The organism is Rufibacter hautae (assembly GCF_008271695.1).
In the GTDB taxonomy this organism is placed as follows: domain Bacteria; phylum Bacteroidota; class Bacteroidia; order Cytophagales; family Hymenobacteraceae; genus Nibribacter; species Nibribacter hautae.
Genome location: NZ_VKKY01000002.1, coordinates 947,859 through 966,629, shown reverse-complemented (window position 1 = coordinate 966,629; position 18,771 = coordinate 947,859). Strand labels below are relative to the sequence as shown.

The 18,771-nt window shown below is 53.2% G+C and carries 13 protein-coding genes; 10 read left to right on the top strand and 3 right to left on the bottom strand.

The window, feature by feature from the left end; genetic code table 11:
- Window positions 1-24: 24 nt before the first annotated feature.
- Together FOA19_RS12860 and FOA19_RS12855 are read right to left on the bottom strand one after the other, a co-directional pair.
- Window positions 25-1,203 carry an SDR family oxidoreductase gene (locus FOA19_RS12860; protein WP_149091209.1) on the bottom strand — a complete coding sequence of 393 codons (1,179 nt, stop codon included), beginning with the start codon at window positions 1,201-1,203 and terminating at the stop codon, window positions 25-27.
- Between the two features lie 333 nt (window positions 1,204-1,536).
- On the bottom strand, window positions 1,537-1,893 hold the full coding sequence (locus tag FOA19_RS12855) for a cupin domain-containing protein (protein ID WP_149091208.1): 357 nt from the start codon (window positions 1,891-1,893) through the stop codon (window positions 1,537-1,539).
- A gap of 372 nt (window positions 1,894-2,265) precedes the next feature.
- Here FOA19_RS12855 and FOA19_RS12850 point away from each other — a divergent pair, with 372 nt between their 5' ends.
- From FOA19_RS12850 to FOA19_RS12820, 7 genes are all read left to right on the top strand, one after another.
- Window positions 2,266-3,603, top strand: coding sequence for a hypothetical protein (locus FOA19_RS12850; RefSeq protein ID WP_149091207.1), 1,338 nt, complete (start codon window positions 2,266-2,268; stop codon window positions 3,601-3,603).
- 2 nt (window positions 3,604-3,605) lie between these two features.
- The gene (locus FOA19_RS12845) at window positions 3,606-4,019 is read left to right on the top strand and encodes a hypothetical protein (protein ID WP_149091206.1); all 414 of its coding nucleotides are present in this window, start codon (window positions 3,606-3,608) and stop codon (window positions 4,017-4,019) included.
- A 3-nt stretch (window positions 4,020-4,022) separates the two neighbouring features.
- Window positions 4,023-5,474, top strand: coding sequence for a hypothetical protein (locus FOA19_RS12840; protein WP_149091205.1), 1,452 nt, complete (start codon window positions 4,023-4,025; stop codon window positions 5,472-5,474).
- Between the two features lie 164 nt (window positions 5,475-5,638).
- The gene (locus FOA19_RS12835) at window positions 5,639-9,094 is read left to right on the top strand and encodes a cell division protein FtsA (RefSeq protein ID WP_149091204.1); all 3,456 of its coding nucleotides are present in this window, start codon (window positions 5,639-5,641) and stop codon (window positions 9,092-9,094) included.
- Window positions 9,095-9,173: 79 nt separating this feature from the next.
- Entirely contained in the window at window positions 9,174-10,223 is a 1,050-nt protein-coding gene (locus FOA19_RS12830; RefSeq protein ID WP_149091203.1) for a hypothetical protein, read from the top strand.
- Between the two features lie 226 nt (window positions 10,224-10,449).
- Window positions 10,450-12,207: a hypothetical protein gene (locus tag FOA19_RS12825; protein WP_149091202.1), complete on the top strand. Its 1,758-nt coding sequence runs from the start codon at window positions 10,450-10,452 to the stop codon at window positions 12,205-12,207.
- A gap of 6 nt (window positions 12,208-12,213) precedes the next feature.
- Window positions 12,214-12,873 (top strand): OmpA family protein, encoded by a 660-nt coding sequence (locus FOA19_RS12820; protein WP_149091201.1) that lies wholly within the window; start codon window positions 12,214-12,216, stop codon window positions 12,871-12,873.
- A 122-nt stretch (window positions 12,874-12,995) separates the two neighbouring features.
- On the opposite strand, the gene FOA19_RS12815 is transcribed toward FOA19_RS12820, so the two are convergent.
- Window positions 12,996-14,135, bottom strand: a complete 1,140-nt coding sequence (locus FOA19_RS12815; protein ID WP_149091200.1) for a BamA/TamA family outer membrane protein — start codon at window positions 14,133-14,135, stop codon at window positions 12,996-12,998.
- A gap of 459 nt (window positions 14,136-14,594) precedes the next feature.
- Here FOA19_RS12815 and FOA19_RS12810 point away from each other — a divergent pair, with 459 nt between their 5' ends.
- Genes FOA19_RS12810 through FOA19_RS12800 form a run of 3 tightly spaced genes read left to right on the top strand, consistent with a single transcriptional unit; the run spans window position 14,595 to window position 18,755 of the window.
- The gene (locus FOA19_RS12810) at window positions 14,595-15,287 is read left to right on the top strand and encodes an HD domain-containing protein (RefSeq protein ID WP_149091199.1); all 693 of its coding nucleotides are present in this window, start codon (window positions 14,595-14,597) and stop codon (window positions 15,285-15,287) included.
- Between the two features lie 21 nt (window positions 15,288-15,308).
- Window positions 15,309-16,970 carry a M14 family metallopeptidase gene (locus FOA19_RS12805; protein WP_149091198.1) on the top strand — a complete coding sequence of 554 codons (1,662 nt, stop codon included), beginning with the start codon at window positions 15,309-15,311 and terminating at the stop codon, window positions 16,968-16,970.
- 9 nt (window positions 16,971-16,979) lie between these two features.
- Window positions 16,980-18,755, top strand: a complete 1,776-nt coding sequence (locus FOA19_RS12800) for a M14 family metallopeptidase (RefSeq protein WP_149091197.1) — start codon at window positions 16,980-16,982, stop codon at window positions 18,753-18,755.
- The last annotated feature ends 16 nt before the right edge of the window (window positions 18,756-18,771 follow it).

Genomic DNA, 18,771 nt, shown 5'->3' with positions numbered 1-18,771 from the left:
AGAGACTTAAAAGAAGGTCATTTATCAGATTCTGCCACCCTCAGGATAGATGGAGGTATCTGGGGCGTTGTTTACGTCCGGGAACCGGTCATCCTCCGCGAAGCTGGTATTATCTGGGTAGGTGGTATTCACCGAATAAGAGCTGGTGGCTTGGTACTCATCGGTGGAGAGGTGCGTTCCATTTGACCGGGTCTGACCTTTTCTTTTGGAATTGTTAATCAGGGCATATACGGCGGCTCCGGCAGCCAAGGCCAACGCACTAGTTACCTTGGGGTGCATGACCGCGCGGGTGTATAGGCTGGTTTTCATCACATACCCATCGTGGTTGCCGTGCACTCTGCCATCGCTTCCGGGTCTGTGGAGCGAGTCTTTGCGGGTGGTATCTGCCTCTTCCTTCAGCTGGCCTTTGGTCATCATTTTAGCGCTGACCCAATCCATAACTCCCGGAATTCTTTTGTTAAGGGTGCTCATGACCTTGGCTCCGCCGCCCACCATAATATCACGGTGCGGGTTCTCTGCCGCATGCAGAATGGCGTTGGCTACTTCCTCGGGCATGTAAACCGGGGCCGGAAGGGTTTGCACCTGGCCGGTGTAGTTTTTGGCGTGCTCAGGATAAGGTGTGTCAATTCCGGCAGGTTTGATGAGGGTCACGGAGATAGGCTCTTGGTCCTCCAGCAACTCAATGCGAAGCGCATCGGTGAATCCTTTGACGGCGTGCTTGCTAGCCGAATACATTCCCTGCACCTGGATGGCCACGTCTGACAACTCGCTGCCTACGTTGATAATGGCTCCGCCTTTGCCACGCATGTGGTAAGCAGCGGCCAAAGAGCCGTACACCACGCCCCAGAAGTTGGTATCAAAGAGACGTTTGTTGTCTTCATCGCTCACCTGGCTCAGGCGGCCGTAAATGGAAACCCCGGCATCGTTCACCCAAGTATCAATGCGTCCGAAATGGCGCAGGGCGGCATCTGCTATCCACTGCACCTGTTCCCAGCGTCCAACATCGGCCGCTACGTGGATGGCCTCGCCGCCTTCATTTCTTATTTCTTGTTCTATCTGAGCTAATGCCTCGCGGTTCCGGGCCGCCAACACTACTTTGGCGCCTTTTTTGGCCGCTGCCTGGGCAGTGGCTAAGCCAATGCCGCTAGAGGCACCGGTAATCACAATTACCTGCTCATTGAGCGGTTTCAAAGAGTAATTCATAGCTATTGTTTTTAGGGGATTGGATTATTGCAAATGGTTATAGGTAATTTCTTACGAGCCTAACTCTCAGAAGATACAATCATCTGCCTTTTAGAGGAGTTTATGGTACCGTAGCGGTGCCTAATGGGTATCATCCTAACCCATATTTACCTTTTAATGAAGAATTCACCAACAGCTGAATGGAAGGTGAAATGGAAAGCATTTCTGAATTAAAGGATTAAAATTCCTTCCCTGTTCTTAGGCTGTTTTCAACAAATCGAGCGCAAAACGTATAAGGATGAGAAGAGGAAAAGAGGCGATAAATAAGGTAATCAGTTCTTTTTCCCTGTGAAGCTAATCTGGGATGAAGTTGACGTCCATGTCTTGGGTAAAGACCACGTAGACTCTTTTCCAGGGATCCTCACCAAGCATTTTCCATTTGTGCCCATGGCCAGTAGTATCGGTGGCCAGCAGCACATCTCCGGGTTTAAGGATGAAGGTCTCGCCCAGGCTTGTGGTGAATTCCAGGGTTCCGGTCAGACTCATGACGTACTGGGTATTGGGGGCGGGGTGCCAGTCATATTCTGAATGGGGCGGGGTTTCCTTAAAATGGATGGAAAGCGCCTGCGTAGATAGTTTCTCTTTGATGGTTCCTTGCGTAAAATGGGAGTGCCCATCTGCCCCAGTGTACAGTTTATAAGCTCTGATCATACGTGTTGGTTTCTGGTAGGTCTGTATATATACCCATCTAGAGAGAAGTTGTTTCTGTTACAAAAAACCCAAATTGAGGTGAAAGCAGACAGAATACTCTTGCTGAAAGAACTAACTTTAGGTAAACTGGTCACCTGAATCTTTATTAACGACATGACGATCAGGGTACGAGCCGGAATTTTACATCGTTCTAGAAGCGATTCCAAAGGCTAATAGGAAGGAGGAGTTTACTAGTCAATCGAGATGGATAGTTAAAACAATCCAGAATTTTGCTTTATTTGAAAAATAACCTTTTTGCTATATTCACAGTAAGTGCGCAATAATACTCATCCCAAGGGCATGTTCAAAACAAGGTGTATTCGTAAAGGTGAAATGCTACTGCTTTGCATGGCGCTGGTGTTTTCCGGTTGCTATAAGAAGGAATCCAATCAGGAGGGAACCCCCTCAGAAAAACTATCGGCGCAGGCGCAAACCCCTTCTCAGAAGCCTGCAGATGAACCGGTCAATGAAACGCCGCCTGCCGCCAGAGCCAAAGTAGACGTGGATCTGTACCTGGAAGTCTCCAACGGTATGAAAGGCTTTATGCCCCCGCCAGCCGCCGAAAAAGAACCCACTGTTTTCCAGAAACGCCTCAACAAACTCATCTCTGAGGTGCAGGACGGCATTTACGTGGAAGACAAGCGCTACTACCTGGCCGGTCAGAACGCCCAGGGCCAACCGGTGCTTGACAGCGTATCATATGGCACCCTCAAAAACACCATCACTAGCGGCATCAAAGCCAATGTACTCGGTACGCCCTTGCCAGACATGTTGCAAGCGGCTTTGAACAACTCAGTGGAGCGCGGCGCCGTGAGTGTGGTGATCTCTGACTTCATCCATGGCCCGGACCCCAACAACCCGGGGCAGTTCCTTTCCCTGGACTCAGACATTAGAAGCAGCCTCAAAAAGGCCGAGCATGAAAACCTGGTGGTGGCGGTGCTGGCAGATGCGTCGCCGTTCTTCGGGAGTTTTTACCCGGCGGTGAAAAAACCGGCCGTAAAACGCACGCTCAACGGGGAGGAGGTTCCGTTCTACATCTGGGTTATTGGCAAACAGCAGGAGGTACAGACCGTCACGAACAAGGTGCTCCGTAATCTTCCGGCCCAGCAGGCATATTTTGGGTTTGACTACCAACGCGTTCCATTTTCGGCTATGCTTAAATCCAATACATTCAAACCCCTGGGCGTTGTGTATTGTACCAGCCGGACCGCGGAGGTATGCACCAGCTTAAATTTAATGCCGGAAAAAGACGAGCCGGTGGAGTTCACCATTGGTTTGAACCTCAGTAATTTCCCGGCTTCCTTGCAAGACGTAGCTTACCTAAAGCAGCATTTGCGGCTGGCGGTGACCGGCGGAAAGGCCTCTATTGGTACAGTAATTGTAGCCTCGGAAGACGTGAAGGCCACCCCGGATTTAGCCCAGTACACCCATTATGTGCGGGTGAAGGTGCCGCAACTGACCGCGAACACGGGTTCTATCTCGCTAGCTTTGCCGCAGGTGGCGCCCGCCTGGATAGGGCAGTGGTCCACCGCCAACGACAACAATCCGGCCGGGGCTCCCAGAAAGACGTACCAGTTGAATTCAATAATGGAAGGCGTGCAGGCGCTTTACCGAGATAAAAGTGAAAACGTGTTTAGTGTAACCATGAAGTTTAACAAAGAAACCAAGTAAGGATGATCCAAAATTTCTTCTCCGGGCTGTATGAATTATTCCTGGGCCGCCCCATGCCCGCCAACTACACCAATGATTACCGCGAGGTGGTGTTCCCCAACACGGGATTGCAACTGATATTGATCTCGCTGGCGCTGGTCATCCTGTATTACTATGTGTTCAACCGCGTTATGAGCACCGGGTTCTACAAGCCCGTGCACTGGACCATCATGCTCGTGATCAACGCGGTGATTGCCTTCATTGTGCCCATTGCCCAGGTGAACGGCAACGGCATTGAGACCCATTCTTACACCTACACCTTTGCGCTGGTGAATGCCATTCTCAGCCTTATTCTGTTTTTCATTTTCTCATTGCTGCTCAAAAAAGGATCTGTCCAGGCTTGGACTACTCCTATGAAATGGCCCCACACTAGATAAACTATGGCAAAACTTTTTGTATTCGGAATTGGGGGCACGGGCTCCAGGGTCATCCGTTCTCTGGTCATGCTCATGGCCGCCGGTGTCAAAATCAAGAACTGTGACAAGATAGTACCCATCATCATTGACCCCGATACCCAAAACGGGGACATGAACCGCACGGTGGAACTGCTTAAAACCTACAAGCACCTCCACGACCAGTTAGGCAAGCGCGACGAAGGCTTCTTCCATACCAACATTAGCACGCTCTCCAGCATCGCCGGCGACGGTTCCTCCAAAATCAGAGACTCTTTCGTGTATGACTTCGGGGGCATCAACAAGCCCTTCAAAGACCACGTGGGCTACAACCAACTGGACATAGACTCCCAGGCACTGGTGGATTTGCTCTTCACCCCCGAGAACCTGAACAACAGCCTGGATGTGGGGTTCCGAGGCAGCCCCAACGTAGGCAGCGTGGTCCTCAACGAGATCATTGATTCCCCGGAGATGCGTTTTTTCGCTTCCAATTTCCAGGCCGGCGACCGGATCTTCTTTGTGAGCTCCATCTTCGGGGGTACCGGCGCGGCAGGTTTCCCGCTTTTGCTGAAGAACTTCAAGGATGTGCATTCCAAGCTTCCTAATGCCTCCAGCCTGAACTCGGCGCTGACCGGCGCCATGGTGGTGTTGCCCTATTTCTCCCTGGAGCAGCCCGCGCCCGGCGTGGAGGCTGATTTCATTGACTCCAACACCTTTACTACCAAAGCCAAAGACGCGCTCTCGTATTACCAGAACCACCTCACCGGGGTAAACGCCACGTACTACATCGGCGACACGCCGGACAAGCCTCTGGAGAACAACCCGGGCCGCGCGAGCCAGAAAAACGATGCTCACTTAGTAGAGATGCTCAGCGCCTTGTCCATCATTGACTTCATGGACTACACCGACAACGACCTCACGGGCGCTTCGCATTACCATGAGTTTGGGCTGCGCGAGGACGTGGATAATGTGCAGTTTTCCAATTTCGATCAGGAAACGCGGGATAGGTTGGCCAAACAGCTCATCAAATTCCATTACTTCTCGCGCTATTACAACACCCACGTGCCCGAGGATGCCCAGGCGGCCTACGCCAAAGGCGTGGATTTGTCAGGCGCCATGCGCAATGAGCCAGTGTTCAAAGAACTGAACAAGTTTCTCACCAGCCCCGAGTACGGCTATGAGTCGTGGTTGAGAGAGCTGGGCCGCCTGGAGAGAACCTTCTCCGCGTTCAACCTCAACGAACCAGACTTCAACCGCATGGTTTCAGACAAACAGGTGGAAACCGGTTTCCTGAACAAAGGCATTCACCAAGGGTCGTTTGTGAAAGAGCTGAATCGCGCCTCAGAATCCATCTCAGACCGCGAAGCCTTTAAAGCCACCATCAAGGCTTTTGAAATTGCCACCAACAGATTGGTAGAAGAAAAGCTGAAATATTCCTGAGGAATGACCCTTGTTTTTAAATTGATTTCCTGAAAACAAGGCCAAAACAGAACATCAGCGGTGGTTTGCTTTTAAAGGCAGGCCCACAAAAGAGAGGGAGTCAGGAACAGACAGAAGTCGTTTAGCGCCTCTTTTTTCAAAAACACATTAAAACAGACAGATTTATGCCGAAAGTACTTCGTCTTCATAAAACCGGCTCTAACGTAGAAGGGTGGGCCAAAACCGCCCAGATCACCAGCACCGAGATCAAGGACATGGTGGATGGGGCCGGCGGACGGGCCCAGAAGATAAACGCCTCCATTCCTACGCCGTTTGCCCGCATGCACCTGTTTGAGACAGCGTTCGACTTTGTGAAGCAAGGGGTCACCAGCACCCACAACAGCATTTACCACAAGTTTGTGACCCATTTCTGGGATTTGTGGGAGTTGCTCTACAACCACCAGAGCTACGCGCAGGGCGGAAACAAAATTGTGATCCGGCGCTGGAACAAGCACCAGCAGCTCGCGGCCATGCAGGCGAACCAGAACACGCACCTGCTGGGCAAAACCCTGGAGCTGTTCATGAACGACAGCCGCTTCCATGGAGTAGACGACCTGTTCCTTTTCTACCTGGAGTCCACCTCGCCCCGCGGTGACCGCAGCCTGCAGTTGCTGGGCGGTACCTCGCCGCTTACTTTCCTGTTTGTTTCGCCCAACGTGCAGCCGCTGTCCATAAACCGGGCGCAGAACGTGGGTGTGTATTTTGACCACAACTACATCTCTCTGAATGACCGCGAGCGCGACTTCAAAGAGTACGTGCACAAGCTGTTTGTCTCCAATCCAGAATACATCCGTGCCTTCCCGGCCGTGTACAATTCCCTGGATGAACACCTGCTCAAAAGCATCAGCATGTCCGGAGTAAGCTGGCAGACCGGCATTTCCGCGGAATACCTGCCGCTAGTAGACCTGCAGCAGAACCCGGTGCACGTGGGGCACCTGAACTTCCTGGTGAAGAAAGACCAGACCGCGGTTACCAGCAGCGACCTTTTTTTGCGGCCTACCAACTCCATGTTCTCCGGCGACCGACCTATCGTGCTCAAGCCAGACCTGCGTTTGGCACCGCATGTGAAGTACGTGAACAACCTGGCCTGGCCTGCCAACACCAACGTGGGGTACTCTGACAGCAAAGAGATTGAGGCTCGTTCTCTTCCCGGGGTAGGGTTCAATTATCCGTACCTCACCGTTAATGACCTGTTGCAGGAAACCATTGTGCAGGTGCCTTACGAGGTGAACACCGACCGGTTCTACAGCGGCACCGTGTTGTACCAACCGGGCGTCACCGAGAAGGTTTTCAATTACTTGTTACCGGTAACCAGCCTGTACTTCCAGTATTTCACGCCTCAGGACTTGGCTACACACCTCACGTTTTACGTGGATGTGAACCACGTGCGCGTCACTTTGTCAATCCCTACCGAGAAAGGCAACGTGGTCTATGAGCGCAGCTACTATGACAACCCGATGAACTCCAAGGACGCCCACGGTGAGATCATCCCGGAGAAAGGGCACATTCTTAAATCACGGGTGGGCATTGGCGTGTTTCCGTTCTACAAGTTCACCGATGCGCCTACCTACAATGATTTCTACAAGGTGATGCTGGTGGACGAGGACATTGATCCACTTCTGGTAAACCGGAACCACTCGCTCACCTTCTACGCCGGCGGGCGGCAACTGGAAGCCTCCGGAGGACTTATCTCCGCAACTTCGCAGCGCAGAACAAAGAAAAGCAACAGCAGCGCGGGCAGTACCTACTACGAGATCAGGGGGACGCACTTTGATGTAGCCGAGCTGGTGCATGCGGGCGTGGACTTCACCGGCCGCGCGTTGATCGTTCCCAAGTTCCAGGAAGTGCAGCAAGGCATTCAGACCTTTACCTTCGCCATTGACTTCGGGACCTCCAACACGCACATCGCCTACACCTCAGGAGCGAACCAACCACCCAAGGAGTTCTCCATCACGGCCGGTGACCAGCAGTTGGTGATGCTGAACAAGCCCTCTGATGATACTTCCCTGTCAGATTACCAGCGGTTCCATAAGCGGGGCTTCGGGCGTATGTTCGCGGTGGAAACGTTGTTGAAGCGCGAGTTCCTGCCGTTGATCATCAACTCCGGCGGGTCTTTGTACACGTTCCCAACCAGAACCGCCACCTGCGAGTCCATCGACTTTGAGAACCAGATCCCAAGCTTGTTCGGGAACATCAACATCGGGTTCTCCATCAATACTGAGGGCACGCATCAGGACCAGTACAAGCAGAACTACCACACCGACCTGAAGTGGAGCGAGACCTTGTCCAACACCGGTAAGCGCCGGATTGAGGCTTTTTTCACCGAGATCATGCTGCTTATCAAGAACAAGGTGGTTTTGAACCACGGCAACGTGGCCAATACCAAAGTGGTGTGGTTTGCGCCATTGAGCTTTGATGACTACTCCCGCAACATGTTCCAGAACGTATGGGACGGGGTTTACCACAACATTTTCAAAAACGGCCGCAATACGGCCTGCATCACCGAGTCGGTGGCGCCGTACTACTACCTGTCCAGAACCGGGGTGGTGGTGCCTAGCCAGGACGAGAACCTGATTAACGTAGACATAGGCGGCGGTACCACCGATGTGCTTCTGTTCACGAACCGCAAACCCTCGCACAGTGCCTCGTTCCGTTTTGCGGGGAATGACCTGTGGGGCGATGGCTTTGCCTCTGTGAAAACGAGCAAGGATAATGGGTTGCTGCAATACGGAGTAGCCCACGTGTTGCAGATTCCGCTCACCGAGGAAGGCAAGGAGTACAAGAAGTTCCTGGAGACAGCCCTGGACAACCTAGATTTCAGCTCTGCCGATATCACCAGCTTGCTTTTCAGCTACGACAAGGAACTGCACTACAGCTCGCAGCTGCTGCAGGCCCGCCAATTGCGCCTGATGTTCTACCTGCACTTTGGGGCCTTGATGTACCACCTGGCGCAGCTCACCCAGCAGCTAGGCACCCAGGTACCGCGTTACATTTGTTTCAGCGGCCAGGGTAGCTTGTATATCAAACTGCTGGCAGCCGGCAACAACCTATCCAACGTGGAGCGCTACGCCAAAACCATCTTCCGGAAAGTAACGGGCCAGGAGGCACCGGGCAACTTCAGACTGGTGCTGGTAGACAACCCTAAACAGGTTACCGCCAACGGCGGCGCCATGGCCCTGGAAGGCAACAACCTGTCTGACCTGACCGATATTCCGATCATGCGCCCTACCGGTGCCGCTACCGGGGAAGACGCCTTGAGAGCCGTGAACAAAAGCCAGATTTCTTCCAACATCCGGCAGGAAGTGCTGGACAATGTGATGGCCTGCCTGGAAATGCTACTGGATGACGCGGACATTGCACCCCTCATGCGTTCCATGGGCGTGGAAGTGGATCCAAATTGGATCCTGAACTTCATGCGTTCCAACATCCAGGACAGCTACACCATGGTGCTGGAAGAAACCCTCAGAGGCCTCTCTGACCGGGAGTTGATTCCGGAGACCATGTTCTTCATGCCCCTGAAACAATCGTTGTATTTGTTGTCTAAGGAATTATATCAGCAACAGGTAGGCGCATTTGTTTAACTTTGATGCCTCAGGTGCTTTCACGCGAAGCATCTGAGGCTTTTTTATTACCTCATTCATATTCAAAAACATCTACGGTATGGCATATGTACCTATCATCTTAGGGGTTGTGGCACTCATTGTCGCAGTTTTCACCTTTTTAAAAATGGGCGGGATCGTTTCAAGAACGAAGGCGCTGGAAAGGAAAAACCGTGAGTTGGAAGCCGGTCTAAAGTCCCTGGAAAACCAATTGAGAAGAAGTGGCAAGAACCAGCCCCAGGAAAACGGCCGCCAGCAAGGCCGCGGAAACCAACAGAATCCGCAGTTACAGCCACAGCAGCCCAAGGCCCAGCAGCCCCAGGAGCAAAAACAAAGAAACCAGAACCAGCAGCCCGGCCGGGGCCAACAGGAACCACGCGAGAAACAAGGCCAGCCTCAGCAACAGGGACGTCAGCCCCAAGAGCCCAGGCCAAAGCAGGAGGGACAGCCCCAGCAGCAAAGACCGCCGCGTGAACCTAGAGAGCCGCGCCAGCCCCAGGAACCAAGGGAACCTAGGCAGCCGCAGGAGCAGCGCCAGCGACAACCCCAGCAGCCGCAGCAACAGCCCGTGGCCGGGAGCGCCCAACCTGCCCGTGAGCCTCGGCAACCCCAGCAACAGCAAAGAAGAAACGAAAACAGAAGACGTGAGCCTGTTATGCCAGGAGAGGAATTGAACCCCGCCAATCAGCCAGTGGCCGCAGCTACGTTAGGTCAGGGAATTGTGGGCGACGACCTTCTGAACGAGTTAACCCAGCAATCGGCCCCAACTCCGGCGCCTGCTCCAGAGCCGGTGAGCCGTACCCGCTACGCGATTATCCCAGAGGACGGAACCATCAAAACGCACCAGCTGCAGCAGCGCCCCGACTCTGATTCTTACCTGGAGATTGACTCGCCTGTGGAAGGAGTTCCCACCACCAATTACCGATTTAACCTGGGCGGCAACCAGGCCTTCGTGATTTCCCAGGGCATGGACCGGCTGGAGAACGCCTTCTCTTTTGAAAAGCCCTCTAATCGCATGGTTAGCCAAATTATTCAGCAGGGGGATGGCTTGCTGGTGAGAACTAGCAGCGGGTGGAAAATCCAGGACAAGGCAAGGATAGATTTCCGGTAGTTTTATTTAGAAACTACCTTCAGAGTAAAGAACCGTTTTGGGCCTGTTTTGCTATAAACAGCTCTAAAACGGTTCTCCTTGCTTTAAGCCACTGCCAAAGAGCCCCAGAATACCTATCTTTAACCTGAAGGAAGGCTTGAGATTCTCCTCATAAATCCGTCTATCACAGAACACCTAACCTATAGCCAACCTGAATCTGGCTGCCTATTATTGACAATAAACCTACATGGAAGGAATATTTATTTTCGAGGCGCTGCTGGTGATCCTCATCATAGGGTACCAATGGCGCGTGTATCTGGCTAACCGCCAGAAGGTGGAGAGCATAGAAGGGCTTTTCCCGGCGAAGGAAGACCTATCTGTGACCCGCCGCTCGCTTACGGCCAAAGAACCAGTTGCGGCGGCGGCCCCGTCTTTAGAGAAACAATGGGACCAATTGCTCTACGGAGAGTACTTCAGGGAATTTTCGCCTACCAACCCGGTGGTGAAAAGGGTCATCGCGGTAGATGCCGAAGAACTCCACATTGAGGCGCAGAACGGCGAGATCCCTTTCTATACCATCAACATTGAGAAGTTCCGCCAATTGCACCGGGACGGCAACATCTACCTGGCCAAAGACACGGCGCCTGCCCCGGTAGCAACGGCAGAGCCGATGGACAATGGTGCGTATGCTGATCTCATTGAGGCAAGAAATCCCTCGGCTACGTTCCAGGAAATTAATAAAAGCACCAATGAGTACCTCCGGCTGAACAAAGGCGCGGCCGCCGATTTCAACATCCTCAAAGACGTAGCTGAACGCCACTCAGATGCGCTGGACCAGGAAGTGCAGTCTACCATCGCCACGCCTTTGTACGTGGGCTTGCTGGGTACCTTCTCGGGGGTGATCCTGGGGCTTTCCAGCCTGGTGTGGACCGGTATGACGGGTTCCTCAGAAGAAGGTTCTTCCTTCATCACCGACCAGAATATTCCCTCGTTCCTGTTTGGCGTGCTCATTGCCATGGCCGGTAGTCTCTGCGGCTTGCTATTCACCATGATGGGGAACCACGCCCTGAAGAACGCCCGCAGCACCCGTGATCACCGCAAGAACGACTACTACACGTTCCTGCAGACGCATTTGTTGCCCAAGCTTAACTCAGACATGTCGGCTAGTCTGGGCAACTTGAAGTCGGTGCTGGACTCGTTTAACAAGGATTTCCTGGACAAGATATTGGGCTTCCGCCCGATCGTGGAGACGCTCACCGACAACATCAGCACCCAGAAAGAATTCATCCAGAAGTTGGACCAGATTGGGTTCACCCAGATGGCCAACGCCAACCTGCAGGTGTTTGACAAGATCAAAGAAAGCGAGCGCCTGTTCATGAATTTCCTGCAGTACCAGGAGGCTTTGAATGAATCTGTGCGGAAAGGCGGGGAACTCACCCATAACATCACCCAAGTATTGAACCGCCTGACCAAACTGCAGGAAGGTTTTGACCAGGTGCCGGGGTATTTGAAGCAACACGATGAATCCATCCAGCGGCAGATTAGTTTCTTCAACCGTCATGAGGAGGAACTGGATTCCATAGCCAACCGCACCGAGCAGTATTTTGACAAAGCGGCCCTAAAACTCACCGACCTAATGCAAGCCCGTTTGCAGCACCAGGAGCGCGATGCCCAGAATGCCTATGAGAAATGGCAGGAGCACTTCAGGAGGCTGAACGAGGACAACCTGTACCAGCGCATCCTGGATTACATGCGCCCTTTTGAGAACCTGAATCCGCAGCAGGACCACCTCAACAAGCAACAGCAGGACCTGGCCCAGGAGATCAAACAAACCAACGAGCGCCTGCTCCGCAAAATAGACACCGATACTGAGATCCAGCAGCAGCTTCTGCAACAGCTAGCCGTCTTGAACGCGAACGTGGAGAAAAGCATGGAACCCGGGGCGTTCAAAGCCGCCTTGGGTAAAATCTTCGGGACGGGGCAGAGCAACGGCAGAAAGGGGTAACAGACCATGAACAAAGAAAACCAAGACTTCTTCTGGCCCAGTTATGTAGACCTCATGACGGCGCTTTTCCTCATTATGCTGGTGCTGTTCGTGCTGAGTTTTAAGATGTTCACAGACAAATCATCTGAGAACCTCCGCAACATCGCCCGTCTGCAGGTAGAAGTGCAGGAGAAGCGCAAATTAGACGAAATCAAAGCCGCGCTCTCCCGGTTGGACAGCCGCTACTTCCAGTACAACGAAAGATACAAGCGCCACGAGTTGCTGGTGGATGTGCTGTTTGAGCAAAGCAGCGCCACCATTCCACAGCGATCCCTGGTTCCTTTGCGCCGGGCAGGGCAGGAATTGAGCAGGGTGGTGAACTCCGTGAAAGGTGCCGATGTAAAATACCTGATTGTGATTGACGGCCGGGCCGCCAGTTTCCCCCGAGGTGACGCCCGCAACATCACCCAACGCGAATACGCTTTGGAACTGAGCTATAAACGGGCGCTGGCGCTGCTGCAGTTCTGGCGCAACGCCGGCATCAAATTCCCCAAAGAACGGATCGAGCTCATTGCCTCCGGCAGCGGCTTTGAAGGTGCCGGCCGCACCGGCGACGTGCGCGACCGCCGTTTTGTGATCCAAATCTTACCGAAGGTTGGTACACTGGAGACAAAACAAATTAAATAGAGCGCATAGCAATATAGACGATCATCGGTTTTATTGAGGAGGATCGCGCCTAAAAACAAGAAGCCGCTGCAGATATCCTTGCAGCGGCTTCTATTTTTTGGGCTTCTTATCGCTTAACTGCCTTAAAACGCCTCTGCGAAAGAAAAGTAGATGTACATGCCTTCTTTTGAGAACGCCACATCACCACGGACTACCATTCCTTCATCGTTGAGCCTGTACCGGAGACCGCCGCCACCTGCAAAGTGAAACTGATCTGCGGCAAAATCTGGAATTCTTTTGGAGACCTGCCCGGCTCCGCCGAATACGGCTGCACCAATGCGCCCCTTGATTGGGAAGCGGTAATCTACCTGGCCCACAATGGCATCTTCATCCCGGAACCGGCCTTCCAAAAATCCCCGCATCACGTTCACGCCGCCTAGGGTGGCCAAGTGCTGGAAAGGTGCATCGCCTACCGTAAACGTGAAGATTCCCTGTACGGCCAACACGCCTGGTCCCAAGCCTGACATATACTTTCTCAGGTCAAGTTTGTAGCGGGTAAAGTTGTTTTCACCGCCCAGATACTTGCCAAAGAACAACGCCGAAAATTGGTGGTAATGTCCGGTTTTAGGAGTGTAGTTGTTGTCGCGGCTGTCAATCATGAGCACCGGGCCAATTCCTGAAGACACCACGCCTTCGCTTCCGATGATGTTTTTCTGTGCCAGTTGGCCGCCTTCCTGGATGTCAGGTAAGGTCTCGTGCTTGAACTCGTACCGGGCGCCCAGGAATACTTTAGCAAAGATCTTCTGGTCAAACTGTCCGAAGAAGTTAATGGTGCGGCTGGTATAAGGTTCCTCCGCTTCCTCAGGGCTCTGGTTCCCGATTCCGAAAAAGAAGTAAGGGTAGTTGTTGTATTCAGCCTGTCCGTACAGGTGCTGGCCATTGTGCTGCCGCCAAACATCCGCGGAGAGCGCCGTTAAAATTTGCTTTCTGGTGGTATACACGAAGGTGGGCGAGTAAAGGTCAGGCCGGTCGTTAGGCAATCCTCCTTTCGATTTCCGGACGTGAACCAGTTTCACCCCAAAGCCAAACTGAGTCTCGGGAGTGTAATAGGCGACAGGGTATACATTTAGTTTACGATAGGCAGGAGCCACAGTATCCTGGGTAACAGCGGTTTGGGCCACTGAGTCCCGCGAAAGGGAGTCAGTAGTAGCTTCCGAGGAAACCTGGGCTAGGGAGGCCAGTGGCAGGGCGAACAGCGCCAGCAATAGTATGTTTGTTTTCAAAGGCGTTCTTGTTTATTGTCTCGGCTTCTATACGTGTTTACCACAATTTATATATAGAATTCAGGCAGAATTATTCATTTAATCGCCTGTAAAGCAACATTTTTCCTCTAGGTGATGGTAAACTCAGGAGTAATTTGGAGCAATTCCCTTTTGGCCCAAGCTTTTATGGAAGATTTAAGCCCAGTGAACTGCCATAAAGGGGCAATAATCCAGTTTCAGCCTTTTATATAAGTTGAAATGTCCTTCAGGTTTTAGCCCATATTACTCTAAACAGGCTCTAAACAGGTATGTTTTAATGGAGGTCAGTCAGCAAGAAAATAGCTTAAAGGTTTAGTTATATCGTTCAAAACCTGCCTGCTTTTTGACCTTATTTATTCGTAAACAGACCTAAAACAGGATTGTAAGGTGACAAAGTCCGGCTGGAACGATGCTCTGCTTTTTTTTGACTAATTTTCCCCGATGAAGGCTGAAGAACTGGTGGCAATCACCGCCCAACACGTAGAGAAACTATTCGCCGGCGAGGGCTCCGGCCATGACTGGTGGCACATTAAACGGGTATGGCAGAATGCCTTATCCATCGCCAGACTGGAGAACGCCGACCTTACCGTGGTACAGTTGGGCGCGCTGCTGCATGACATCGCCGATTGGAAATTCAACGCAGGAGACGAGGAAGCCGGTCCGCGGGCCGCAAAGAAATGGCTGCAGGAGCACGACGCCCCGGAAGAACTGATGGAGAAAGTTTGCCAGATCATCCGGGAAGTGACGTTCAAAGGCGCTGGCGTAGACACCACGCCTTCCACCCTGGAGGGCAAAGTGGTGCAGGACGCTGACCGCCTGGATGCCATTGGGGCCATCGGGATTGGGCGGGCTTTCGCCTACGGCGGGCACAAAGGCCGAGAAATGTACCATCCGGGGGAGGAGCCGCGTTTACACGCCTCTTTTGAGGAATACAAGAAAAACCAGGGAGCCACGCTCAACCATTTTTACGAGAAGCTTTTCCTGTTGAAAGATCGTTTCTCCACGGCCGCCGGGCGCCAGCTGGCCCAGCAGCGGCACGCGTACATGGAGCAATTTGTAGAACAGTTTCTCCAGGAATGGCACGGAGAAGAAACTCCGCCCGCCGCTTTTCAACTCACAGCTAAAGCCGATTAGATTAAGCATCAAGTATCTTTCATGAACAAGCATCTTAAGGCAGCCTTTTTGGGCATCGCGTTCTCCGGCATCAGTACGCTGGCCGTGGCGCAACGCGATTACCAGAGCTATGAACAGCTCACCGCCCGGCTGCAGAAACTGAGTACCCGCTACAGTAAACTGGTCTCGCTTACCACCGTGGGCAAAACCGCCACCGGAAAAGAGATCTGGCTTCTGACCATGGGCCGGGACAATGCCGCGAACAAACCCGCCATTGTAGTGGCGGCTGGCGTGGAAGGCACCCAATTGGCCACCACCGAGTTGGCGGTGCAGATGGCCGAGCAGATGCTACAAGGCGCCGTACTGCAGGATTCCATCCGTGATCTGCTGCTGAGCAAAACCTTCTACATCTTCCCCAACCTCAATCCAGATGCCTCTGAGCAATACCACGAGAAGCTGCGCTGGGAACGGTCGGGCAACGCCCAACCCATTGACGATGACCGGGACGGACGCATGTTTGAGGACGCTTACGAAGACCTGAACAAAGACGGCCTTATTACCATGATGCGCGTCAAGAACCCCACCGGCCCGTATCGCCCCGCAGACGAAGACCCGCGGGTGATGGTGAAAGCCGATGTCTCTAAAGGTGAGAAAGGCGGCTACCTGCTGTACACCGAGGGCATAGACAACGACAAAGACGGCAAGTGGAACGAGGACCCCGAGGGCGGCGTGATGTTCAACCGGAATTTTACATTTGACTACCCTTATTTTCAGCAAGGCGCCGGCGAGCACCCCATGTCTGAGCGGGAAACCAAAGCCTTCGCAGATTTCATGTACGAGGCCAGAAACGTGTACGCGGTGTTTGTCTTCGGGCCGGCCAACACCCTCACCGAACCCTTGCGGTTTGACAAGGCGGCTGCCTCCAAACGGATCGTGAGCGGTCTGCTGGAGAAAGACGCCGCCGTGAACAGCCAGATTTCCAAGCTCTACAACAGAACCACCCGGCTCAAGAACGGCCCTAAAGTGGCGCCTTCACCCGGCGATGTGCTGCAGTGGGCTTATTTTCATTACGGAAGATTCAGCTACAGCACACCCGGCTGGTGGACTCCTGCCCTGGAAGCCTCCCAGGATACCACGGGCGGCAAGAAACCGCTGACGCCTTCCGAGCATGATGACGTCAATTTCCTGCGCTGGGCCGAGGCCAACGACATGGCAGGTGTTTTTGTGAACTGGAAACCCATCAAGCACCCAGACTTTCCTGACCAGGAGGTGGAGATTGGCGGATTAGCGCCTTACGTGAAACAGACGCCCCCAGTGCGCACCTTAGGTCCTTTGGCTACCAAACACTTCCAGTTTTTCTCGGCCTACGCCAAATGGATGCCCTCGCTGCAGATCGTGAACATCAGTTCAGAGAAAGTGGCAGGCGGGCTCACTCGTATCACCGCTGACGTATACAACCAAGGCTCCTTGCCCACGCATTCAGAGATAGGAGACCGGACCAGGTGGGTGCAGAAAGTGAAGGTGACCCTGAAGCTGAGCGATAAACAGGAAGTAGTCTCCGGCAATCAAATCCAGCTGAGCAACGCGCTGGCCGGCGGCGAGAAGTTTCAGGTCTCCTGGTTGGTGAACGGCAAAGGCTACGTCTCCATCATCGCCAGCAGCCCCACCGCCGGCAAACAAACCAAAGAAGTCTTCCTCCGCTAGTTTCCTGCCATGAAGAAAAGAATATTAACCATCGCGCTTCTGTCAGCCTGCTTGTTTTCAGGGCAGATTTCTGAAACGAAGGCCCAAACGGCAGAGCAGGTTTTCAGGGCAGCGGGTACACCCCAGGACCCCAAAGTGCCCGTTAGCTGGAACCGTTACTATGACTATGACGGCCTCACCGAGATCTGCGCCAAATTGGCCAAGGCCCATCCGGACTTAGTGAAAATGGAAACCATTGGCGATTCCTACGAAGGCCGCCGCCTTTGGGCCCTCACCATTTCCGACTTCAGCACCGGAGACCCCGACCGGAAACCGGCCATGTACATTGACGGGAACATCCACTCCAATGAAATCCAGGGCTCTGAGTTCGCGCTGTACACTGCCTGGTACCTGGTAGAGAACTTCCAGGACAATAAGTTCATTAAAGAACTGCTGCAGCAGAAGACGTTCTACATCCTGCCTACCATCAACCCGGATGCGCGGAACCACTACATGCACCAGGCCAACTCGCCCCACTCGCCAAGGTCTGGCATGATTCCCCTGGACGATGACGGTGATGGCCTGGTGGACGAAGACCGACCCGATGATTTGAACAAGGACGGGCACATCACCTTCATGCGCCGCAAATCACCTAACGGCCGGTACATTCAGGATCCGCAGAACCCGTTACGGTTGATACCGACCAAGCCAGACCAACCTGGCCAGTATGAATTGCTGGGCTACGAAGGCCTGGACAATGACGGTGACGGAAAAGTGAACGAGGACCCGCCTGGCTACTATGACCCTAACCGCGACTGGGCCTGGAACTGGCAACCAGATTACATCCAGCGGGGCGCCTACAAATACCCTTTTTCCATTCCTGAGAACCGGGCGGTAAAGGATTTTGTGTTGCGCCACCCCAACATTGCAGGGGCCCAGAGTTACCACAATAACGGCGGCATGATTTTGCGTGGCCCCGGGGCTGAGGAAGACTTGAACACCTATAACCGCGATGACAACCAGGTCTATGACCTGCTGGGGAAATACGCCGAGCAGATTATTCCCGGGTACACCTACATGGTGGTGTACAAAGACCTGTACTCCGCCTTTGGGGGAGAGTTGGACTGGTTCCATGGCGCGCGCGGCATTTTCACGTTCTCCAACGAGTTGATGTCACCGTACCTGCAGTTTGACCGCAAGGGCACCAGCTCAGTAGAACGCGAGGCAGAACAATACGACTTCAACCAGATGCTTTTGTTCAACGAAGCCTTTGTGGAGTGGACGCCGTTTGACCATCCCACCTACGGGCAAGTGGAAATTGGCGGCTTCAAGAAGAACTACCCACGGGCACACCCGGGCTTTTTGTTGGAGGAAGACGCGCACCGCAACATGGCTTTCACCGTCTATCAAGCGTTTCAATTGCCTCAGTTGGTGATCCAGGAGGTACAGACCCGCAAACTGCCCCACGGCCTGACGGAGGTTACCGCCACGGTAGCCAACACCCGCATCATTCCCACGCACTCCAGCCAGGACCTGAAATACCACATAGAGCGGCCGGATTATATCTCCTTGCGGGACTCCACTGTGGTAGCCGGCATGGTCCTGGAGAACGCAGACTTGAACCTGGGCAAAGAGCAGAAACTGAACCCGGCCCGCCTAGAGATCCCGAACATCCCTGGCATGGGCTATATCAAAGTCCGCTGGATTGTCAATGCCAATAAGCCCAACCTTTTGGTGGAAGTAGACAGCCGAAAAGGCGGCGTAGTCAGTCGGCGTTTTGAGCCCGATGTAAAGAAAACTCCTTAAAAACAGAAAGGGCGAC